General features: G+C 40.9%; 20 protein-coding genes. 12 read left to right on the top strand and 8 right to left on the bottom strand.

Annotated elements, in window-relative coordinates:
- Positions 1-82 precede the first annotated feature (82 nt).
- Together RMZ43_RS08200 and RMZ43_RS08195 are read left to right on the top strand one after the other, a co-directional pair.
- Positions 83-721: a hypothetical protein gene (locus RMZ43_RS08200; RefSeq protein WP_322653810.1), complete on the top strand. Its 639-nt coding sequence runs from the start codon at positions 83-85 to the stop codon at positions 719-721.
- A gap of 253 nt (positions 722-974) precedes the next feature.
- Positions 975-2,855, top strand: a complete 1,881-nt coding sequence (locus RMZ43_RS08195) for an ArnT family glycosyltransferase (RefSeq protein WP_322653811.1) — start codon at positions 975-977, stop codon at positions 2,853-2,855.
- 69 nt (positions 2,856-2,924) lie between these two features.
- Here RMZ43_RS08195 and RMZ43_RS08190 read toward each other — a convergent pair whose 3' ends face one another.
- The gene (locus RMZ43_RS08190) at positions 2,925-6,257 is read right to left on the bottom strand and encodes an ATP-binding protein (RefSeq protein WP_416212439.1); all 3,333 of its coding nucleotides are present in this window, start codon (positions 6,255-6,257) and stop codon (positions 2,925-2,927) included.
- A gap of 554 nt (positions 6,258-6,811) precedes the next feature.
- Here RMZ43_RS08190 and RMZ43_RS08185 point away from each other — a divergent pair.
- The 8 genes from RMZ43_RS08185 to RMZ43_RS08150 all read left to right on the top strand — a co-directional run bounded on the left by RMZ43_RS08185 (position 6,812) and on the right by RMZ43_RS08150 (position 14,086).
- Positions 6,812-6,952: a hypothetical protein gene (locus tag RMZ43_RS08185; RefSeq protein WP_428850707.1), complete on the top strand. Its 141-nt coding sequence runs from the start codon at positions 6,812-6,814 to the stop codon at positions 6,950-6,952.
- A complete protein-coding gene (locus tag RMZ43_RS08180) occupies positions 6,921-7,502 on the top strand; it encodes a KaiA family protein (protein ID WP_322653812.1) in 582 nt (193 codons plus the stop codon). Before RMZ43_RS08185 ends, RMZ43_RS08180 begins: the two co-directional genes overlap by 32 nt.
- Before the next feature lie 104 nt (positions 7,503-7,606).
- Positions 7,607-7,927 carry a circadian clock protein KaiB gene (gene kaiB / locus RMZ43_RS08175; protein ID WP_322651475.1) on the top strand — a complete coding sequence of 107 codons (321 nt, stop codon included), beginning with the start codon at positions 7,607-7,609 and terminating at the stop codon, positions 7,925-7,927.
- A 250-nt stretch (positions 7,928-8,177) separates the two neighbouring features.
- Positions 8,178-9,740 carry a circadian clock protein KaiC gene (gene kaiC / locus RMZ43_RS08170; RefSeq protein ID WP_322651476.1) on the top strand — a complete coding sequence of 521 codons (1,563 nt, stop codon included), beginning with the start codon at positions 8,178-8,180 and terminating at the stop codon, positions 9,738-9,740.
- A 103-nt stretch (positions 9,741-9,843) separates the two neighbouring features.
- Positions 9,844-12,078: a TolC family protein gene (locus RMZ43_RS08165; RefSeq protein WP_322653813.1), complete on the top strand. Its 2,235-nt coding sequence runs from the start codon at positions 9,844-9,846 to the stop codon at positions 12,076-12,078.
- Positions 12,079-12,426: 348 nt separating this feature from the next.
- The gene (locus RMZ43_RS08160) at positions 12,427-12,804 is read left to right on the top strand and encodes a hypothetical protein (protein ID WP_322651478.1); all 378 of its coding nucleotides are present in this window, start codon (positions 12,427-12,429) and stop codon (positions 12,802-12,804) included.
- Between the two features lie 247 nt (positions 12,805-13,051).
- Positions 13,052-13,561, top strand: coding sequence for a hypothetical protein (locus RMZ43_RS08155; protein ID WP_322651479.1), 510 nt, complete (start codon positions 13,052-13,054; stop codon positions 13,559-13,561).
- Positions 13,562-14,086, top strand: coding sequence for a GNAT family N-acetyltransferase (locus tag RMZ43_RS08150; protein ID WP_322653814.1), 525 nt, complete (start codon positions 13,562-13,564; stop codon positions 14,084-14,086).
- A gap of 122 nt (positions 14,087-14,208) precedes the next feature.
- On the opposite strand, the gene RMZ43_RS08145 is transcribed toward RMZ43_RS08150, so the two are convergent.
- On the bottom strand, positions 14,209-14,583 hold the full coding sequence (locus tag RMZ43_RS08145; protein WP_322651482.1) for a hypothetical protein: 375 nt from the start codon (positions 14,581-14,583) through the stop codon (positions 14,209-14,211).
- 8 nt (positions 14,584-14,591) lie between these two features.
- A complete protein-coding gene (locus RMZ43_RS08140) occupies positions 14,592-15,086 on the bottom strand; it encodes a hypothetical protein (protein ID WP_322653815.1) in 495 nt (164 codons plus the stop codon).
- 426 nt (positions 15,087-15,512) lie between these two features.
- On the opposite strand from RMZ43_RS08140, the gene RMZ43_RS08135 reads away from it, so the two are divergent.
- Entirely contained in the window at positions 15,513-15,722 is a 210-nt protein-coding gene (locus tag RMZ43_RS08135; protein ID WP_322653816.1) for a hypothetical protein, read from the top strand.
- An 81-nt stretch (positions 15,723-15,803) separates the two neighbouring features.
- Here RMZ43_RS08135 and RMZ43_RS08130 read toward each other — a convergent pair whose 3' ends face one another.
- Complete coding sequence (locus RMZ43_RS08130; RefSeq protein WP_416212440.1) at positions 15,804-15,992, bottom strand: hypothetical protein; 189 nt, start codon at positions 15,990-15,992, stop codon at positions 15,804-15,806.
- A 151-nt stretch (positions 15,993-16,143) separates the two neighbouring features.
- On the opposite strand from RMZ43_RS08130, the gene RMZ43_RS08125 reads away from it, so the two are divergent.
- Entirely contained in the window at positions 16,144-16,923 is a 780-nt protein-coding gene (locus RMZ43_RS08125; RefSeq protein ID WP_322653818.1) for a photosystem II S4 domain protein, read from the top strand.
- A 74-nt stretch (positions 16,924-16,997) separates the two neighbouring features.
- Here RMZ43_RS08125 and RMZ43_RS08120 read toward each other — a convergent pair whose 3' ends face one another.
- The 4 genes from RMZ43_RS08120 to RMZ43_RS08105 all read right to left on the bottom strand — a co-directional run bounded on the left by RMZ43_RS08120 (position 16,998) and on the right by RMZ43_RS08105 (position 20,667).
- Positions 16,998-17,774, bottom strand: a complete 777-nt coding sequence (locus RMZ43_RS08120; protein ID WP_322653819.1) for an SDR family NAD(P)-dependent oxidoreductase — start codon at positions 17,772-17,774, stop codon at positions 16,998-17,000.
- Between the two features lie 179 nt (positions 17,775-17,953).
- Positions 17,954-18,508, bottom strand: a complete 555-nt coding sequence (locus tag RMZ43_RS08115) for a hypothetical protein (RefSeq protein ID WP_322653820.1) — start codon at positions 18,506-18,508, stop codon at positions 17,954-17,956.
- A gap of 619 nt (positions 18,509-19,127) precedes the next feature.
- Positions 19,128-19,733, bottom strand: coding sequence for an exopolysaccharide biosynthesis protein (locus RMZ43_RS08110; protein ID WP_322653821.1), 606 nt, complete (start codon positions 19,731-19,733; stop codon positions 19,128-19,130).
- Between the two features lie 49 nt (positions 19,734-19,782).
- Positions 19,783-20,667: a lipid kinase gene (locus tag RMZ43_RS08105; RefSeq protein WP_322653846.1), complete on the bottom strand. Its 885-nt coding sequence runs from the start codon at positions 20,665-20,667 to the stop codon at positions 19,783-19,785.
- Positions 20,668-20,824: the final 157 nt, after the last annotated feature.

Below are 20,824 nucleotides of genomic sequence, written 5' to 3'. Positions count from 1 at the left end.
ACTTTCTATGATTCCCTTTTGGGATAATAGGTTACTATTTGGTCAAGCTTAAACAAAATATTTATTTCTAATAACTATCAATATGAAATCCTCAGTATATCGTAACATTGGTGTTACAGTTTTTTGCTTGGGACTGCTTGTTGCTCTGGTGGGATGCTTTGGAGTGACAGTATCCCTTGAGTCCACAAACCCAGATACATCTTCACAACCGCCGACCGAAACTACTCAGTGGGAGACGGCTTCCTCTACACCCGTTTCACCTGAAAAGGGGATTTCTGCTAATCTATCTACTCCAGTAACTACCTCAACCAATCAAGTAGAACATAATAATATTAAAGAGAATACTTATCCTGTCTTGGCAGAGCGTGATAAATCAGCAAGCAAAGGCAAGGATCAAGGAACTTTGCGAATGAGCAATCAAACAAATCAGCCTGTACGGTTGGCTCTACTGGCGCGACAATCGCTTGCAAAAGGCTCTGGTACTAAACAGGCTAACTATGATGTACCAGCACATTGGGATTTTGCTCCCCAAGAAGGAAGTGAGAAGGGACTAATTTTATCCCTACCTCAGAATAATTTGAAGCTGGAGAAGGGAGATATTTTAGTTGCTTTCGCACAAGATGGTTCCCGTCGTTACTGGGGCCCCTATGTTGTTGGCGAAACTCAATTACCTAAATGGAATTCCCAAAACAGAGAATGGCAACTAGTGCTGAGTCCATAATCGATATTTAGGAGTGGGGAGTGGGGAGTAGGGAGTAGAGAATGGGAAAAAGTTTTTTCTGTTTCTCAAATGTCTTTATATCCGTCAAAATGTATTTGACAGACTAGTAGTGGGTTGGAGAAGTTTCTTTGGCGACTTAGAACAACTGGCGTTACTGAACAGGAAAAAGTGTAATATTGTTGAATTCAAAACTCCGAAGAACAAAATATAGATAATCAACGACTATTGAGTAGTGATTGTTGACTATTGACTAATGAACATGAAGTTGAGTGTTAAGCACAATGTTGATCAGTGGTTCAACAAAATAGCAAAGAATCCAGCCCAAAGTATAACTGTGTCGATTTTGTGGTTGATATTGATTGGCTGGATAGCTTTTGGGTGGAACTTGGGCAGTATTGGTTTGATTGATGAGACAGAGCCTTTGTTTGCCGAAGCTTCCCGCCAGATGTTCGTCACAGGTGATTGGATTACCCCATTTTTCAATGGTGACACTCGTTTCGATAAACCTGCTTTAATTTACTGGTGTCAGGCGATCGCTTATGCAATTATAGGGGTGAATGAGTGGGCAGTACGCCTCCCTTCAGCGATCGCAGCCTTCGCCTTAGTTTGTTTAGCTTTTTACACTATACAGTGGTACTTCGCTAAACAAGACGAATTAGAGCAAGTTTCACGTCCTACTCGCCGCTACTTCACATCTTTTATAGCAGCAGCCCTCATGGCACTCAATCCCGAAACTATTATTTGGGCGAGAACCGGTGTCTCTGATATGTTGCTCACCGGATGTATGGCATCAGCTTTGTTATGTTTCTTTCTAGGGTACGCAGGGAAGGGAGATGAGGGAGCAGGGGGAGAAAGAATAACCAATGCCCTATTCCCTAATAAGTGGTACTTAGCTTTTTATGTGCTAATTGCTGGCGCAATTTTGACTAAAGGGCCAGTGGGAATTGTTGTACCAGGGCTAATTGTTACCGTATTTTTGCTTTATGTAGGAAAATTTCGAGAGGTGTTGCGGGAAATGCGCCTTCTCGTGGGTGTATTGATAATTTTAGGTTTATCAGTGCCCTGGTATGCTTTAGTAATTTGGCGCAATGGCTGGAATTATATTAATGCCTTTTTTGGTTATCACAACCTAGAACGCTTTACAGAAGTCGTTAATGGTCACTCAGCACCTTGGTATTTTTACTTTTTAGTAGTACTGCTGGGTTTTGCGCCCTACTCAGTGTATTTACCACTCTCTATAGTAAGATTAAAGTTTTGGCAGCGATCGCACTGGCGATCCCTTGAACGTTTTCAGCAGTTTGGTTTGTTCGCTTGGTTCTGGTTTGCTACCATTTTTGGTTTTTTCACCGTTGCTGTTACCAAACTCCCTAGCTACGTGTTGCCTTTAATGCCAGCAGCAGCCATTCTAGTAGCCCTGTTGTGGAGTGACTTCTTCCAGAATACTGAAGCTAGGCAAACAATTCCTGTTTATTCTTCTCCCACTCCTCCCATCTCCCCCTCTTTTCTGCGAGTGAGTGGTTGGGTAAATGTAGTGTTTTTATCAGTTCTGGCTACAGCACTGTTTAACATAACCCACATATTAGGTACTGATCCAGCTATAAGCAACTTCCACGAACAAATTCAACGAACTGGTTTACCAGTGATAGCCGGGGTAATATGGCTAGTTTGTGCCGTTTTAGTTGCGGGTTTATTACTAAGTCGGCAATGGAAACAGGTTATCGGTATTAATTTAATCGGGTTTGTGGCGTTTTTAATTTTTGTCTTAACACCTGCTTCGTTCTTTATTGATCGAGAACGTCAATTACCCTTAAGGGAGTTGTCTGCTGTCATTCTAGAAACAAAGCAACCAAATGAAGAATTGATCATGCTTGGCTTCAAAAAGCCTAGTGTAGTATTTTATAGCCACATTCATGTAAATTATTTAGGATCTCCCCAAGAGGCTATCGAGCATATCAAAAACCAGGCTGCCAAAGGACTAAAACCTGCCTCAGTGCTGCTGTTGGCTGAACAGAAAAAGTTTTTACAAATGGACTTACAGCCAGATGATTACAAGAATTTATCAACCAAGGGTGCTTATAACTTGGTTCGAGTTCCTTTTAAGAAAAAGAAAAGTGAAAAAATGGATATTTCATAAATTGTCATTAGTCATTGGTTATTTGTCCTTTGAGAATAAATGACCAATGACTAATGACTAATGAATTTATCAACATTTGTCATTGTAACCATTGACAGCTAAAGCATGATTAATCTGGTTTAATAGGTCTTCCATTGATATTGATCGCGGTAATATTTGAGTAGCGATCGCACCAACAACAGTTTCTATCGATTCCAAACTATTCTTCTTCTGCTTGTCAATTTCCTTATCAGCTACCCCAGACTGGAAACTGATTTCTGGGTGATTTAATCGCTGATTCAGCACTAAAATTGGTGGTAATTTATCGGGCGAATCCCCCAATGTTTTCAGTGCTTTTAGCACGTCTTTGTGGATCGTGGATTCTCCTAAACAAATTAGCAGTAAGTCAACGCTTTGGTGGCGAATTTGTTGTAATACTTCTGCCCAGCAAGGACTCATCGCCGCTTTGAAGCCTGCTGTTTGTAAGTACTGAATTAAAGCTTGGAACCACTCAGACCCCCGTTGTGCAGTTTCACTGCTAATTGAGCAATTTTTTGCTGTCCGAGAACCCTTAACTTGCTTGCGTCTTACCTGTGGTAAATCACGCAGCATTGTTAAATCCACTACCAAGATGTTAGGAGGACAGCAAATCCCAGAAGCAATTTCCAATACTGATAGTAAGGCATCTGTGTTTTCGGTGCGACTATTGTTGTCCCTAACAAATGGTGTTAAGTAAGGAAATACAGATAATTCTGGGATTTTAGAAGCTATTAGAGTAGTTGCGACATCGCAAGTAACTAGTGGGATAGCCGCCAAACGTGGGTGTTGAATTAGTTGTTGTAGATAAATTTGGGCGGTGGTACTTTCGACATCTAGCAAAATGACATCAAACTGCCATACCCGCGCCAGAAGTTCTGCTTGATCTAGGTCATCTACTTCAATCACTCGGTGTTCTCGAAGTGAGGGGTGGGGATTGACCGATTCCAGTTGGGGATTCACCAACCGGAGAATTCGCAGTGGGGTTTTAGTGGGGACAATTGCGCTGTTGTTTGACCCTTGCGGCAAAACTGCTGGTGAAGTACATAATTTTTCGAGAACTGGTGCTAAAAGGTGATTCTCTACTGGCAAGCTTAAGAAACCATCGGCTCGGTTAGCAAATGCTTGCTCCTTTTCGGCTGCCGTCGCTGTCACAATTACAGAAATATGACGGGTTGCGGTGTCAGATTTTAGTAAAGTCAGTACATCCCAGCCTGATAGCAAGGGTAGCAACGGGTTCAAAAATATGGCGATTGGTTGCAAGCGCCGAGCTTTTTCAACTGCTTCTGTTCCCGATCGCGCAATCACTACCCGATATCCTAAACCTTTAAGTTGTTCGGTCAAGTCTTCAATATATCGCGCTACTGCCTCGACTACCAAAACCAACCGTTGCGAACTGGCAGGATGATGCTGTGTGAAAGTAATAACATGCTCAACGGCTGCGGAATTTTCCCTTGTCGATTGGTGTCGCGTTTCCTCCTCTTCTTTGATTTCCATATCTGGTTCCGAAAAGCCTGTTTTCGGGGGACTGGGCGGCAGAAGTAGTGTAAACTGGCTACCTTTTCCTTCACGCGATAAGAAACTGACATCTCCGCCGTGGAGACGAGCCAGGGCCCGGGTTAATACCAGCCCCAAACCAGTGCCTTCAAATTGGCGAGTCAGGGGATTTTCTAGTTGTTGGAATTTTTGAAAGATTAAGTGTTGCTGGTGTTCAGGAATGCCAATGCCTGTATCCCAAACGGTAAAGGCAATCCAGCCTTCCCAACGACTCACCCGTAGCCCAATTTCGCCAGATAATTCGGTGAATTTAAAAGCGTTGGAAAGTAGGTGTACTAGCATCTGGCGCAAGCGCAATTCATCTGCCACTATCTGGTCTAAACCTAGTTCAATGGAAAGGCAAAATTGGGGAGCAGATGAACGGGCGTTTTGAGTTGGTGAGGCTGATGTCGTTTTGGTAGTTTGAGTGTGCATGGCTTTAGCATCTGATAAAGCGCGATCGCACACTGCCTGAATTTTCACCGGAGTTAGCGTCAAATCCATTTGTCCCGTTTCCATCCGGGTCAAATCTAAAATGTCATTAACCACGCTCATCAGATGGCGTCCGCTTTGATGAATCAGCCCCGCATAACGGGCTTGACGCTCGTTAAGTTCTCCCAACTGCTGATCCACCAGCAACCGCGATAATCCTAAAACGGCTGTTAGGGGAGTTTTGAGTTCATGACTAATACAAGCTAAAAATTCATCTTTCAACCGATTTAGTTGAATTAAATCGGCATTCTTTGCAGCCAGTTCTTTGCAAAGCTGTTGCTGCTCAGTCACATCAGTAGCTAAAAATAACCACAAATCCTCGCTGAGTGCAACCTCAGCTTCAGCACTCATGACTTGAAACTCAGGACTATCTAAGGGAATTTTGGCAAACTGCCAGATTCGCTCTTGACCATTTTGCACTTCGACAACGCAAGTACAAGTCCCTACTTGACTATCTAAATAGCAGCGACTGTATACAGGATCTGGTGATGCTTCTTGCTGGGTTAGTTCTTCTTCACCACCATGCTCATTCTCCCTACCATTGGGATAAACCTTGATGGCTCTTTGGGTGGCATATTCTGGTTTTTCGGAGTGGTTAGGGACAAGTATTGCCTCCACCTGTTGCCTAACTCCTTCTGGATCTTTCAAGGCTCCTAATTGCTCCCACCAGGCGGGATTTCGTGCTACCACCTCGCCAGTACCCGTTTGCAACATCAAAGGCCAAGGCAGTCTTTCTAGTAACTGTACCAGTGGCTGGTGTCCAAATGACTTGGGTTGATTTGGCGGCTGCTCACTAGACGCCCTTTCGATGCCTGAATTTTGTAATTCAGCCATGCGTTCCTTAGCGAGCGATCGCAACAGGCGGGAACTATCCAGCAGCCCCAAATATTGACCATCAGAGTCAATCAGCGCCCAATCCAACTTCTGCTTTTCGGCTTGGGCATAACTCAAGTGCAAGCCTAATTGCTCTACACGCTCAGAAGCTGATATTGTCTGTATTGGCTCAATTAAACCTTGACCCCAAATAGAGAGTGATTGGTGTAAATTTAGATTTTTATCGTCACTATGTACTAATAATTTTTGGATTAAACGGGCAGAATACAGCAATCCGATGGGGGATTGCTGTTGATTCACTACTACCAAGCGATCGCACTGCTCTTGCTCAAAAATCTCTAACACCACTGCTAGAGAACTTGTTTGAGGGCAGCTAGGTACGGTTGCCTGAAAGTCATAAAGCGGGTAATCTAGCATTAACATAGGGCTTTTGGGGTCATTCTTCCTGTGGAACCCTCCGGCATTTCCATCTGCCAAATCTTGATGGTGTTTTCGCCTGAAGCCATATCCTCTAAGAAGACTCATATAAGCAACTCTGGTTATTTCAACGCCATTAAAAAAACGGGATTTACCCTCACGGACACTTTTGCGTCCTTTATATTTTTCCAAGAGGCGACGTTTCTAAGTTTTAGCAACTAGCCTCCCCAGTGTCTTACTGGTATTTAAACTCCTCATCGATAGCGACAGCTAAAACAATTATGGCCCCAAAGAATCGCTTTAGAACCTTGAGGAATTATAATGATTTAGAATGGGACAATCCTTTAAGTTCGTTTAAGTATCTTATCAAGGAGAAAAATCAAAAAATCTATCTATTTATATACATAAATATGCAAATAATAGATTAGCTACTGTGTCTTGCTATGCCGACAAATACCTCATCATCAAAGACCTACTAAGTCTAATTACTCAGTTGCTGCACTAAGTTGTTGAGTGGCTAGGGGTCGCAAGGCGGAAGGCGGAAGTCAAAAGGCAAAAGTCAAAATTTTTCTAAATCAAGGCTTTTGTAAGTTTTATAATGGTAGCTTGATTTACGCCAAGCTTTATTAGCACTACCTGTTAACATAAAGTGTTGTTTTGGGGTGGAATCACCAGTTTACTGCACACCTAGTATTCCCTTAGAAGCGTTAGCCAAATTTATCAGCCCACGTTTCTTGGTCATGGCGATCGAGGAGATAGATTTAAGAATAAATGTTATTACCGATATTGATTCTGCAACCTGATGTTAAGAAATGTTTAGATAATCTAGTTGATCTACACAACCAAAAAGGTTGGAGCCGATGGCTGTGGAAAGTTATTGACACGATTATTGCCCAATTTTGCTATTTACCCCTTGTTGCAACTACCTCTGGAAAAATTAACTATTTACCAAATTTGCTGCAACAAAATTTAAATCAAGCATACACAGACAAATATATCTATGTATTTGCCAGTCACATCCAAAAAAGCCAACAGCTTTTCCAGGAGATGACTCCAGCAGAAAGACAAGGATTATTAAAACACCTTAAATCAGATTACAGCTTGATTCTTATAACCTATTTTACCACAGATAAAACGCTCAAAGAAAAAATTGATAAATTTATCAATACTATATTTTATGCGAATATTCCTGTGCCCCAAATCATTGAAATTCACATGGAGATAATTGAAGAATTTTCTAACCAGCTAAAATTAGAAGGAAGGAGCAACGAAGCATTACTTGATTATCGTCTAACGTTGATAGATATCCTGGCTCACCTATGCGAACTCTACAGAAGTTCGATTTCTAGATAAATTAAAGTTATCAATGTTGAACTTAGCACAAGCTACCTCTGTTAACCACCCACAATGTGTAAACAAATATTCTATTTATATTTTCATGACTAGCTTGTATGTATATGGATAAAGCCAGAAAAACCTACGTTCTCAAACTTTACGTAGCGGGGAATACCCCTAATTCAGTCCGGGCATTAAAAACACTCAAAAATATTTTAGAGCAGGAGTTTAAAGGAGTTTATGCTTTAAAAGTGATCGATGTACTTAAAAGCCCGCAACTGGCAGAAGAAGATAAAATATTGGCGACGCCAACATTATCTAAAATTTTGCCTCCACCCGTTCGCAAAATTATCGGGGATCTTTCAGATAGGGAGAGAGTATTGATTGGATTAGATTTGCTCTATGAAGAACTGAGTGAAGGAGATTTTGAAGAGGAAAATTAATGAAGGAGCCAGAATACAGAATACAGAATACAGAATTTTCTACCTATAAAAAGATAGAGTTTTAAGGCGAGAATATTTAATACTAGTTTCGTCATTATTGGACAAAAGTACTTACAGATGCTGTCTACGAGACGCGCAAGGGACGCGGTATCACCCAATCGTATAAACCAAATTCATACTGAATTCTGACTTCTGAGTTTTGAATTCTTTTTATAAAAAACAGTTTTTAATACCCTTTTGTTATCAAGCAATGAGTGAAACCGAGCAAGTAAAACCAAAAAACACACCAAAAATTGGGGGTGTAGAAAAAATTCGCACGATGATCGAAGGGTTTGACGATATTAGTCATGGTGGTTTACCAATTGGTAGAACTACCTTGATTAGTGGCACTTCCGGTACAGGCAAAACTTTATTCTCTCTTCAGTTTCTCTATAACGGCATTACCTACTTTGATGAACCAGGAGTATTTGTTACTTTTGAAGAATCACCCAGTGATATTATTAAAAACGCTCATGTTTTTGGGTGGAACCTGCCACGCCTAATTGAAGAAGGTAAGTTGTTTATTCTCGATGCATCTCCCGATCCTGAAGGACAAGATATAGTTGGGAATTTTGACCTGTCTGCACTAATTGAGCGATTGCAATATGCGATTCGCAAATACAAAGCTAAACGAGTTTCAATCGACTCAATAACAGCAGTATTTCAGCAGTATGAAGCAATGGGAGTAGTCCGGCGTGAGATTTTCCGCCTAGTAGCTCGTCTTAAACTACTCAATGTCACCACTATTATTACAACTGAACGTAGTGAAGAATATGGCCCTGTCGCTTCTTTTGGAGTAGAAGAATTTGTTTCCGATAATGTAGTAATTGTTCGCAACGTTTTAGAAGGAGAACGCCGCCGTCGCACAACTGAAATTCTCAAGTTGCGCGGTACAACTCACATGAAAGGCGAGTATCCCTTTACGATTACTAATGAAGGAGTTAACATCTTCCCACTGGGAGCAATGCGCTTAACTCAACGATCTTCTAATATCAGGGTATCTTCTGGTGTAAAAACCTTAGATGAAATGTGCGGTGGTGGTTTCTTTAAAGATTCGATTATTTTGGCAACAGGAGCCACAGGGACTGGTAAAACCCTGTTAGTAAGTAAGTTTATTCAAGATGGCTGCCTGAATGGAGAACAAGCAATATTATTTGCTTACGAAGAATCACGCGCTCAACTATCTCGTAATGCTTCCTCCTGGGGAATTGATTTTGAAGAATTAGAAGATCAAGGTTTACTCAAAATAATTTGTACCTATCCTGAATCAACTGGTTTAGAAGATCACTTACAAATTATAAAATCAGAAATTGCTGTATTTAAACCAGCCCGAATTGCTATTGACTCTTTATCAGCTTTAGCCAGAGGAGTCAGCAATAATGCATTTCGGCAGTTTGTAATTGGTGTGACGGGTTATGCTAAACAAGAAGAAATTACTGGTTTCTTTACCAACACAACTGATCAATTCCTGGGAGCGCATTCCATTACTGACTCTCATATTTCCACGATTACCGATACAATTCTGATGCTACAGTACGTAGAAATTCGTGGAGAAATGTCGCGGGCGATTAACGTATTTAAAATGAGAGGCTCTTGGCATGATAAGGGCATTCGTGAGTATAATATCACTGCTGACGGGCCCGATATTAAAGATTCTTTCCGAAACTACGAACGGATTATTAGCGGTGCTCCTACTCGCGTTAGTATCGATGAAAAGGCGGAACTTTCTCGCATTGTTAGACGTTTTGAAGACAAACAGAGTTCCGAACCCTAAATTTAGTATCGTAGTATATTCTCTCCTAAATTTAGTATCGTGCTATATTCTGTGGTGAAGAAAGGTTTTCTGCCGCTAGATTGATTTTCGTGTGAGGGATGCGGTGAAAGGACAGCAATTATTCCATAGCTTATTGCCTGGTGTGACAGCAGCAGTATTAACAACTCAGCCAACTTGGGCTGGTACTGTAAAACTAACTGGGGTACAGCTGGCCTCTTCTCCTAGTGTTTTGACTTCTACTTATGGTCAAGACTTAGTTGGGGGCATTGTGAATACGCAACTGCATTACGGTGCAAATGTTAGTGTTCCAACCCTAGTACCTGCTTTCGGTTTCACTAAACTTAGTATGAAGCCTTTAAGTAATAACAGTATTCCAGTGTTTACGGCTGAAAATACTGTTGTGCCAATAAAACAAGTACTTAAGAAAGATAAAGGTAGATTTTTAAGTTTGACACCTACCTCTAATGCTTCCCAACGGCTTGCTGTCAGCCGTTATGCTCAAAATAACCAAAAAAACAGTAATTCAAGGGCTTATGGGCAGGAATCAAAGAGCATAGTAGTTCCCAACTACACTTCAAAACCCTTTTCTGTCCAAAAAGAAATTTTGTCCCTGTCTTCTGCACAGCAGCCAGTGGTTCAAAAGATAAATACTGTTACTCAGTCGCAGACATTTTTACAAACTTCAGCTACAGGTGTAAGGTCAGCAAAACTGTTGTCAGCGCAACAATGTCCACAGGAGTTAGAAAAAAGCAAATCAGCTGCTTTGCTAGTGATTTCAAATACCTGCTCACAACAAAATGCTGCTGGCTTACGCATTGCTCAAAGTAATGCCCCAATTCCGACAGATTCGACGCCAACTCCCAATGCACCGCAAACCGTAACTCCTGCGCCAGAGGGTTCAGTGCAACCTTCCACAGTGCCGGAAACCGTGATTCCTACGCCAGGGGGTTCGGTGCAACCTTCTATAGTGCCGAGAAGCATAACTCCTGCGCCGTCAGGGCCGGTGCAAGTTCCACAGAACCTGATTCCTAGCTCAAATCCCCTGCAATTTCCCACCAAACCGGAGGAAGTGAGACTTCAGGCAAATCAGCCAATTACTTTGGCACAGGCTTTGGAGCTAGCACGGCGCAATAATCGGGATTTACAGGTGTCTTTATTAGAGCTAGAACGCAATCGAGCGGTTCTACGCGAGGCGCAAGCTGCTTTATTACCCACTTTGGGAGTTAGCACGGATATTACTCGTAGTCAGTCTGCTGATAATCAGCTTAGAGACGAATTAAACGGGCAAAATCCGTTCACCCCTCAGCAAGATAAACCCAGTACAGTTTTTAATGGTCAAGCACAACTTTCATATAACATTTATACTTCTGGGAGAGTACAAGCTAATATCAGAGCGGCTGAAGAACAGTTACGTTACTATGAGTTTGCTGTAGAAACTCAGTCTGAGACAATCCGTCTGAATGTTGCCACTGACTACTACAATCTGCAACAAGCGGATGAACAAGTACGCATTAGCCAGTCTGCTGTGGTGAACTCTGAGGCTAGTTTGCGTGATGCAGAAGCTTTAGAGCGAGCTGGGGTTGGTACGCGGTTTGATGTGTTGCGATCGCAGGTGAATTTAGCAAATGCCCAACAAAATTTGACTAATGCTAGATCGCAGCAGGCAATAGCCCGTCGTCAATTAGCAACTCGGATAAGTTTGCCGCAGGCGGTAAATATCAGTGCAGCCGATCCTGTACAGTTAGCTGGTCTTTGGAACCCAACGCTAGAACAAAGTATTGTGCTGGCTTATCAAAATCGTCCAGAATTGCAACAGCAGCTAGCACAACGCAATACTTATGAGCAACAGCGTAGGCAAGCCCTTGCAGAGCTAGGCCCTCAAATTAGCTTGGTAGGTACTTACAATCTACTAGATCAGTTCAATGATAATACCAGTATTACTGATGGTTATTCATTCGGAGTTAGGGCAACCCTAAATGTGTTTGATGGAGGAGCCGCAAGAGCAAGGGCAGCTCAGTCTAGAGCTAATATTGCGATCGCAGAAACTCAATTTGCCGAACAGCGCAACCAAATTCGTTTTCAGGTAGAACAAGCCTATTCTACCCAGCAATCTAGTTTGGCGAATGTTCAAACCGCTAATACCGCTTTAGAACAAGCTAGAGAAGCTCTACGTTTAGCGCGTTTGCGATTCCAAGCTGGTGTAGGTACTCAAACTGATGTCATTAACTCTGAAAACGACCTCACACAAGCTGAAGGTAATCGAGTTACAGCAATTTTGGATTACAACCGTGCTTTAGCTCAGTTACAACGGTCTGTTACCCTCAGAGCATTACGCTAGTGCCCCTTTGGGGAAGTCAAAAGTCAAAAGTCACCCATGCTTTAATTTTGAGCTTTCTGGCTGTAATGAAATGGTGAGGCAGTCCGGTCTTGGGGGTTCCCCTCATGAGGAACTGCCGTTAGCGCAGCGTTAGCGAGCCTGCGAGCGTCACCCGAAGGGTAAGTTTATTTCCGCCAACCTGAACTAGTACTGTTGACTTATCTTTCAATTAAAAATTCTAAAAGCCTCATTTTTCAATAATTACATTGAAGAATGAGGCTTTTTGCTAAAAAAACGTATTTGTAACAGCAATTTTGTGAAATGATGTAGCATAACTGAGTGTCCGATAGCTCGCCTTGTCAAAGACTCATGACTAAAGTAACATCTCAAGAAATTGCACAGTTTCGCTCTCAATTGGCAGAAGATCCCAGCGATATGGAAGCGCTGGATTTGATTGAAGACTGTGATGGAGATTTAGAAGATGCGGCGATGACGCTAGCTATCCGAGCAGGACAACAACCAGAAAGAGCAAATTCCGAGTGGTTAGATGCTTTGGCTAGAAAATGGCGTGTGGTGATTTGCGAACAAGAATATCGGGAAGATTTGCTTAATAGTTCACCTCAAAAGATGATGGAACATCTAAAAGCAATGCCAACGTTTCCTAAAATTTTGGCAACACCAGTTTTGATTTATGTCCTCAAGCAAGGCGTGAACAATTTTTGTGAGCCACTAGATTCGCTAAAGTAATCGGATGGTACATTTAACTTGGGCGATGCCTGCGGCAGGCTACGCGCTTTGCTGTTGAGTTTAATACAGACTTAACCCCCAACTCCTTGCCTGCTAGAGGAGTAAAAATAAAAGCCTCTCCAAACTCCTGTACAGACGCGATTAATCGCGTCTGTACTCCTAACTTCTAATCAATGCAAGATGATTCGACCAGGACTGATACGCTGTTAATTAAGGCAAAACTTCTATTAGACAAATTGTAAAATCAATGAATTACCTTGTTGCCGTATTACCAGACCGTATTCAAGCCGAAGCTGCTTACTTAGCTTTAGAAGAACAAGGCATAAACAGCACTATCCTGGGAAAAGGATATAAAACAGCTGACGAGTTTGGCTTAATTGACCCTAAAGACCAAGCCAAAAAGCAAGCACAACTGATGGCAACCTGGCTGATACCATTTGGATTTTTTGCAGGTTTTACATTCAGCCTGATTACTGGTTTAGATACTTTTGCCTGGGCGGGTGAAGTTGGCAATCACATCGTTGGCGGACTGCTGGGTGCTGCTAGTGGTGCTCTGGGTGGTGTAGTGGTCGGTGGCGGAGTCGGTTTACTTGTAGGTGGTGGTGATGCTTTACCTTATCGCAACCGTTTAGATGCAGGTAAATATTTAGTTGCCGTTCAAGGTTCTGAAACTCTCACTCGACAAGCAACCCGAATATTACGTCAGTTTGATCCAGAAAATATCCAAGGTTATGCTGACACAAATACTGTGTATTGAATGAATCATAATTTACACATCACGACACAGCGACTTGAGTTACTTCCCTGTTCTTTGGAAGTGGCGCAAGCCGTTGTGACAAGAAATAAACCTCAAGTAGAGAGGCTTTTGGGGGTAAGAGTTCCTGATGATTGGTATGGATCTGAGGTGTTGGATATTTTCCCAATGTATGCTCAGATGCTAATAGACGATCCTTCCCAGTTGGGTTGGGGTGTATGGCTAATGATTCACATTGCCGATTCTACTTTAATTGGCGATTTGGGTTTCCTTGGCAAACCCGATCGCATAGGAACTGTAAAAATGGGTTATGAAGTGCTATCAGCTTATCGCCAGCAGGGATTTGCTTTTGAAGCAGTAGAAGCACTGGTGAATTTTGCCTTTACTCAGCCAGAACTTAAAAGAATTATCGCTCATTCTCCAGAGGATCATGTTGCCTCTATTCGCATTTTAGAAAAACTGGAAATGCAACAAATTGCTAAGGATGAAAACCTGCTGGAATGGGAATTAAAGTTAGAATCAAGATAGTTTTAAAAAGGGGAATGAGGCATTGGTAAAGATAAATGGCTAATGACTAATTCATAATTTTTAAGAATATTTCCACGAAAAGAACTTTTAATTTGTAGCCCACTCATCTTTATTAGGATGAATTACGGCGTGGGTGAAGGATTTGGATGTTTTCCTGCGTAGTAGACAACAACTTTCAACTGTTCTTGATCAGGAACATAAAATACTCTGTCCCCTTTTGTCACCTCATATTCCCATGCCCCTTTGTAGGGTTTGCCCTTTAAAGGGAAAACACGCCCAGGTTGTCTGGCGGTTGGTGCAGTACATAAATCCTTGTAACAACGACGTGTGTTTTCTGGGTAGCGCTGCATTAAAGCTTCCCAGTCCCGATTCACCCGACGATTTTTAGCTACCACCAACCAAGTGCTTTCTATCTCAGATAATGCTGGAGCCGTCAGTTTAACGAATGGCGGCTCCACATTCTCCACTATTGGATTTTCTTGTTGGTTATCTGACATACTCTCATTCAAACAGTACTCTGACTAGATGGCGGCTTTAATGGTACTTCATCAGTCTCGGCACTAAAAGCATCTGCCAGTTCAGGACTAGCGATCGCTACGGCGCTCTCATGCCATTCATGGATGATCGCGTCAATTATCTCCCATGCTGTAGTTGAAGAATCTATCAACCGAAAAGCCTCACTCAGCTCGTTTATAAAGTGTTGCAAATCATCTTCTTCAAACACACTCAGCCATCCATAAGGATGTTCAAAACCGATTTCCTTTCCCAGTAACAAAGAGAAGGCGACAGTTAATGCCTCAACAACAGCTTTACTTTGTGTTGCTGCCTTTACGAGAAAAGTCACTTCCTCCCGGCGCAACAAGGCAAAAGACTGATCGTTGCGAGTAATTGTCACTGGACGTTCTAAAGCTTTGTCCAGAACTCGCCCAGGCTGACGATTCAACTCAGTGGCTGTAATTAACTCATCTGAGTAGATATTGCCGAAAGTCCCGATAGACATAGGTTATGCGTTTTTAGTCAACGCCGATTTAAGAAAATTATTAGTCCATACGTATAATTGTACGTACTATTCATCAGGGGTCAATAGGAATTAAAACTCTAGTTGCTGGAACTATCAAAAGAAAAGCATGAGAGATTTTTAGATTAGAGAAAATGCCATGTTATAGTTCAACATCAGTCAGCAATAACTAAGCGGGGAAGTGAAAAGATTCGTGTATTTGAGTTTCGTGGCTCTCTTGATTTGTTTTCAACTTAGGCTGTTATACCAGATGACTTGTTACAAATGCTAAAACAGTATAAGCCACAAATTGTTCATTTTAGTGGGTATGGAAATGAGCAAGGATAAATTATTCTTGCAAATAAAAATGGCAAATCTAAGCCAGTTAGTAAACAGACCATTGTTTCACAATCTAAAAAAAGCCACCTTATGAAAAACATTAATGCTTTCAAAAAACAAATAGAAGATTATTGGATGAATGGCTTTAAGGAAGAATATGAAATTGAAAATATAATCTGCGAAGATACTTATTTTCAAGACTTACATCACAAAATGGTAGAAATTAATAGCCCAGATAATTTCTGGAATTTTTACTTTAAATTAAAGAGAAATAATGATTTTATAATCAGCAAAATCTAACTATATTTTAACGCACCAAGGCGACCCAGTTTTTTATTCTCTATTGTGGAGATGTTATTATGCATTGGTTTTTTGTGCAAGCTATTGATGCTTGGGAACATGATTTATATATTCCTGCATGTTCAAGATTGATGCTAGTGCTGATGGGATATCCACAATCCGAGTTTTATGCTTGCCTTTGGTAGTAGACTTGCGAAAAGTAATAGCACTAGATTTGATATCAGTCGTCTGGAGTGCTAGTGCTTCTGATACTCGACAACCAGTGAACACGCAAATCCCAAACAGAGCGCGATGGCGCAAGCACCCGCCGTAGGCGATCGCGTCGGCTAAGTAATGCCTCTGTCAGTAATCGCTTTAGAAAGTTAGAATCAAGATAGTTATAGCAGCTTAATTCTCAATTCATAACTCATAATTTTTAAGAATGTTGCCACGAGAAGAACTTTTAAAAGGCGTTGAAAATCGAGATAGTGTAGCTCGTGTAATCGATCAAGCAGAGCAAGCCATCAAAACTTGGGAAGTGGTTTTGACAGATTTTCTATCTCCTCCAGAATTGGCAGAAATTCAACGGGTGTTTAACCGATTAACAGAAGTGCAATTAGTTGCGTGGGGCGGATATCCGCAAGCTGAACGCCAAAGAATAGCGATCGCTCGTTCAGAACTTCCCTTAGATCAATCTCAAGTTAGCCTTGTAGCTGTAGAAATTGCTGGTAATTTCCTGTTTGATACCGCCTCTCACCGCGACTTTTTAGGCGCAATGTTGGGAACGGGAATTGTTCGTGAAAAGACAGGAGATATTATTGTCTTGGGAGAACGGGGGGCCCAGGCAATTGTTACGCCGGAGTTGGTGGAATTTTTGGAATTGAATCTTAAACAGGTGCGATCGGTTCCTGTGAAAACTCAGCGAATTGAGGTAAGTGAATTAAGGGTTAGGGAACCGAAGAAAAAAGAATTAACTACTGTAGAGGCTTCTTTGCGGTTAGATGCGATCGCATCTGCTGGTTTTGGCATGTCCCGCAGCAAAATGGTTGATTTTATTGATGCTGGTGATGTGCGCGTCAATTGGAAGGAAGTTACTCAAGCTAGTTCTCAAGTCAAATCAGGCGACTTAATCGCCATTCGCTCTAAAGGACGTTTAGAAGTTGGGGAAATCGCCGTTACAAAAAAAGACCGTTACCGAGTTCAATTAACAAGGTATATCTAAATAAGTTAGGAGTGAAAAGTTAGGATTTTTAAATTACACGCTTTCATTAACTTCTAACTCCTAAATAAATATACTTAGGCTTTAAAGTGTTTTGCTAACATATTCAACAAAAGTTTGCGCGGTACAAGTCGAGATAATTTGCTTCTAATTTGAGTAATACTATCAGAGCTAATAACAGTTGGATAGCCTTTTTCTAAAGCGTCTAACGATTCCCAAACAACTTTTTCGGAAGAATACACTTTATCTGTAATGCTTGCTAGCGCTGGAGGAAAATGAGCTTCTGCAAAAAAGTTCGTTTCTATTGGCCCTGGACAAGTGACCAAAATACGGACACCATATTGACGATTTTCTGCCCATAGTGCTTCACTAAAGCTGAGAATAAAAGCTTTACTAGCAGCATAAACAGAAAGGTATGGTATCGGTTGAAATGCGGTAATAGAGGATACGTTAATAATACTTCCAGAACGACGTAGGCGCATCAATGGGAGAAATTTGTGGGTTAAATCTACTAATGCCAAAATGTTTAATTGTACAATTTTGACTTGTCTTTCTCCATCACCTTCAGCAAAGTCGCCATAGTAACCAAAACCAGCATTGTTGATTAATAAGTCAATAGTTAATCCCTTTTCTTTAGTAGCATCAAATATAGCTGCTGCTGCATTATCTTCTGTGAGGTCTTTAACTATAACCTCTATTTGAATTTCGTGTTGTTCTTCTAGTTCTTTAGCTAATTGGCTTAGTTTATCTTCGGAACGAGCAACGAGGACAAGATTGGTCTTGCGTGCAGCTAGTTCTTGGGCAAAAGCTTTACCAATACCACTAGAAGCACCAGTAATTAAAGCAGTTGGCATTCTACATATTCAGATAGTTTTTAAGCACCATCATAATTTTAGTGATGTTGGCTAAAAGTTTTAACTACCCAAAGTGATATACCTAAAAGCTGAAAAGCCCTATTTAGTAATGAAGTGAGGGACATGACCAAAATCATGATTTTTCTCATGGCGATTCCGATTCAAAATGAAATTGTTAATCACCATTTTTCAGACCAGTAAATAATTTCTGAGGCGGAAGCATTAATAGCGACGCCGTAGCTATTTCCATGATTCCACTTGAAGCCAGGTCTACCTTTATCCTCTGTATTTAATACCAATATTTCATAGTTAGGTGGAAAAGATTCTGTATGAGAGCCACTAGTGTAGAAAAAAGTTGTCGGCACACCATTAGGTTGATTTATGTGATCGTTTGTGTTACCACCCCTATATTTGTGCTTTGCACTACTTCTGTATTGTGAAAGTAGTTTTTCTATCTTGTTTGGTGGCTGTTTCAGCCTAATTTGAAAAAAACTACTTCCTTGCAATTCGGGAGAGTAAGCAATGCGAACATCTTTGGCATCAGTGGGAATCTCATTAGGAAAATGTTTTACTTGGTCATTATCAGACCATAGTTGATTACGAATTTCTTGGTAGCGTGATGTATCGGTTATTATTTTAGGTTCCTTAGTACTGTTAAAAGTTGTTCTCAGAAAAAAGCTTCCCCCGACAATACTCAAACTAGCAAGGGCTAATAGAAACTGCGATCGCTTCATCAAGTTGGGTACGTTTAACTTTCATAGCTATATACCCAACTAATAAACTAAATTCGTACTATTGCGGATATAGGCTCAAAGATATTAACAGAAACTTTGCGTATCCAAGGGAAATTTCGGGTAATTGTAAAATTACTATGAAGTTGAGCAATAATTACCTAGTTAAAAACCGTAGGTTATCCTCGATGATATCAGTACTACTTTTGTATCTAACGAAATTAATTCTACAGCTATCTATTTTTTTCAATTCTTCCTGATGCAGTAATAACTAAGGCGGATATATAGATAGTAGATGCACCTTAATTAAATCACAGCCCTCAGCTTTTAGTTGGGGGCTTTTTTTATTATTGATATTTTTTGATTTTAAATTCAAATAATTTTTTGCAAAGTTAAATTTTCCCGGATATGATAATCAATAAAGCGGATATCTAAATGGTAGATGCACCTTAATTAAATCATAGCCCTCAGCTTTTAGTTGAAGGCTTTTTTATTGCTGATATTTTTGAATATAAGAATAAAGGTTTAATTTTCCCGGATATGGCAATCAATAAAGTGGATTAATAAATGGTAGATGCACCCTAATAAATTACAGCCTTCAGCCTAAAGTTGGGGGCTTTTATTATTTAAATATAGATGGCAGCAAACTAGGAGCTAACCATACTGCATAACCCATAAATCCAAAGAACAAGGTAATTAGGATAGTAATACTGTAGCTGATGCAAATTAGTAAACCGTCAGATTCGATGGTGGCGACAGTCAAAAGTAAAATACCTACAGTGGGGATGGGATTTGTAAAGGGAATTGGTAATATTAGTAATACTGTTAACAAAGAGATACAAAGCCCATTAATTCGCCAAACCAAAGGATTATGGGCTATTTTTGCCAATCGAGGACGGGCGATTTTCTGTAATACTTTGGTAAGATGTCCCAAATTTTGCAAAAGTAACTGAGCAAAGGGACGAGGAAATTTATAGTTAGCAATTCTTTTCGGTAGCCAAGGCGATCGCCTCCCTAAAACCATTTGCACTGACAACAGTAAACAAGCACCACCAAACGGCCCAGTTAATCCCGGTGGCATAGGAAATAAAAAAGGCAAAATTAATAATGTAATTACTAGGCAGAACCCCCGTTCTGAGGTTTCTGCCAAAATATCACCTAGAGTTAACGGTTGTTCAGCTAGGCGTTGCAACAAGGACTTTATATCTTGAGAAAATCTCAGATGCATTTGGTGCAAGTTCCCACATTTTTAGTAGAGGGAGATGAGAGAATAACTCTTAACTCGTAATTTCTGGGGGTACTAAAACAGCTATAGCTTTAGGTATAACTCGAAAATGAGCAGGTGTATAGGTAGTAATTTCACCATCAGTATTAATAGGGCGAGGTTTGCGAGTTCGCACCTCTATTTCTTGACCTTGAAGAGAGCGTACACTCTTCCAATGTATATGTCGCCCTCGTTGCATCGCCGGGAGTAATAGTAGAATCTCCCACCAATTTTTAATCTCTAAGCTATAAAGGTCTAACCTTTGATCATCTATTGTTGCATCGTCAGCCACTGCCATACCACCACCGTAATAGCGGCCATTACCCACAGCAATTTGCACTGTTTTCACGCGAACTAATTCACCATTGATTAAAATCTCCGCAGTAAAAGGTCTAGCTTCCAAAATCACTTGCAATGCAGTGGCAGCATAAGCAAATACTCCCCAACGGCGTTTGACTTCTTTGGTAAGTCGCTGAGTAATTTTTACACTCAATCCCAGACTGGCAACGTTAAAAAAGTGCTTGTCGTTCACCCAACCCAAGTCTATGCGGTGTGAATTTTTATATCCAATAATGTTGCAAGCTTCGCTGAGGGAGTTTGGGATTCCCAAAGTTCTAGCCAGATCATTGGCAGTTCCTAAAGGCAAAATTCCCAAGGGCAACTGAGTCTTAACTAAACCATCTACTGCCGCATTGAGAGTTCCATCTCCTCCACCAATGATTACTAAGTCAACTTGATGCTGATAGCGAACTATAACTTCAGCAAGATGTTTGGGGTCTTCTGTAGACTCCTCAATTAAATCAAAGCCGAGTGATTTTAGATATTCAATCGCTTCCGATATACCCTTTTCTCCTTGGCGGGCATGACGATTTACTAACAACAGTGCGCGAGAACTCATGGGTTGTACCTTTTGTAGTTGATATGTCCAGTTATCCGCATCCATGTATTCTGCTTCAAGTTGACTATCAAAAATTTATTTCATGAATGGTTATTATATTGTGCTTACAAATTTATAATTTCTATTTTATCTCTATTAGCCGTCGGTGTGTTGATAC

The organism is Nostoc sp. CmiVER01 (genome assembly GCF_034531135.2).
In the GTDB taxonomy this organism is placed as follows: domain Bacteria; phylum Cyanobacteriota; class Cyanobacteriia; order Cyanobacteriales; family Nostocaceae; genus Nostoc.
Note: the sequence above shows the minus strand (reverse complement) of the source record. Positions and strands in the feature narration are given on the sequence as shown.

What these genes read in the sequence shown, in the direction of transcription:
- RMZ43_RS08135 (WP_322653816.1), top strand. Translation starts at nt 15,513, where the DNA reads ATGAAAAACATTAATGCTTTCAAAAAACAAATAGAAGATTATTGGATG.
- RMZ43_RS08155 (WP_322651479.1), top strand. Translation starts at nt 13,052, where the DNA reads ATGAATTACCTTGTTGCCGTATTACCAGACCGTATTCAAGCCGAAGCT.
- RMZ43_RS08150 (WP_322653814.1), top strand. Translation starts at nt 13,562, where the DNA reads ATGAATCATAATTTACACATCACGACACAGCGACTTGAGTTACTTCCC.
- RMZ43_RS08125 (WP_322653818.1), top strand. Translation starts at nt 16,144, where the DNA reads ATGTTGCCACGAGAAGAACTTTTAAAAGGCGTTGAAAATCGAGATAGT.
- RMZ43_RS08200 (WP_322653810.1), top strand. Translation starts at nt 83, where the DNA reads ATGAAATCCTCAGTATATCGTAACATTGGTGTTACAGTTTTTTGCTTG.
- RMZ43_RS08195 (WP_322653811.1), top strand. Translation starts at nt 975, where the DNA reads ATGAACATGAAGTTGAGTGTTAAGCACAATGTTGATCAGTGGTTCAAC.
- RMZ43_RS08110 (WP_322653821.1), bottom strand. Translation starts at nt 19,733, where the DNA reads ATGCATCTGAGATTTTCTCAAGATATAAAGTCCTTGTTGCAACGCCTA.
- RMZ43_RS08145 (WP_322651482.1), bottom strand. Translation starts at nt 14,583, where the DNA reads ATGTCAGATAACCAACAAGAAAATCCAATAGTGGAGAATGTGGAGCCG.
- RMZ43_RS08180 (WP_322653812.1), top strand. Translation starts at nt 6,921, where the DNA reads ATGTTATTACCGATATTGATTCTGCAACCTGATGTTAAGAAATGTTTA.
- RMZ43_RS08140 (WP_322653815.1), bottom strand. Translation starts at nt 15,086, where the DNA reads ATGTCTATCGGGACTTTCGGCAATATCTACTCAGATGAGTTAATTACA.
- kaiC (WP_322651476.1), top strand. Translation starts at nt 8,178, where the DNA reads ATGAGTGAAACCGAGCAAGTAAAACCAAAAAACACACCAAAAATTGGG.
- RMZ43_RS08160 (WP_322651478.1), top strand. Translation starts at nt 12,427, where the DNA reads ATGACTAAAGTAACATCTCAAGAAATTGCACAGTTTCGCTCTCAATTG.
- RMZ43_RS08190 (WP_416212439.1), bottom strand. Translation starts at nt 6,257, where the DNA reads ATGAGTCTTCTTAGAGGATATGGCTTCAGGCGAAAACACCATCAAGAT.
- kaiB (WP_322651475.1), top strand. Translation starts at nt 7,607, where the DNA reads ATGGATAAAGCCAGAAAAACCTACGTTCTCAAACTTTACGTAGCGGGG.
- RMZ43_RS08115 (WP_322653820.1), bottom strand. Translation starts at nt 18,508, where the DNA reads ATGAAGCGATCGCAGTTTCTATTAGCCCTTGCTAGTTTGAGTATTGTC.
- RMZ43_RS08105 (WP_322653846.1), bottom strand. Translation starts at nt 20,667, where the DNA reads ATGAGTTCTCGCGCACTGTTGTTAGTAAATCGTCATGCCCGCCAAGGA.
- RMZ43_RS08120 (WP_322653819.1), bottom strand. Translation starts at nt 17,774, where the DNA reads ATGCCAACTGCTTTAATTACTGGTGCTTCTAGTGGTATTGGTAAAGCT.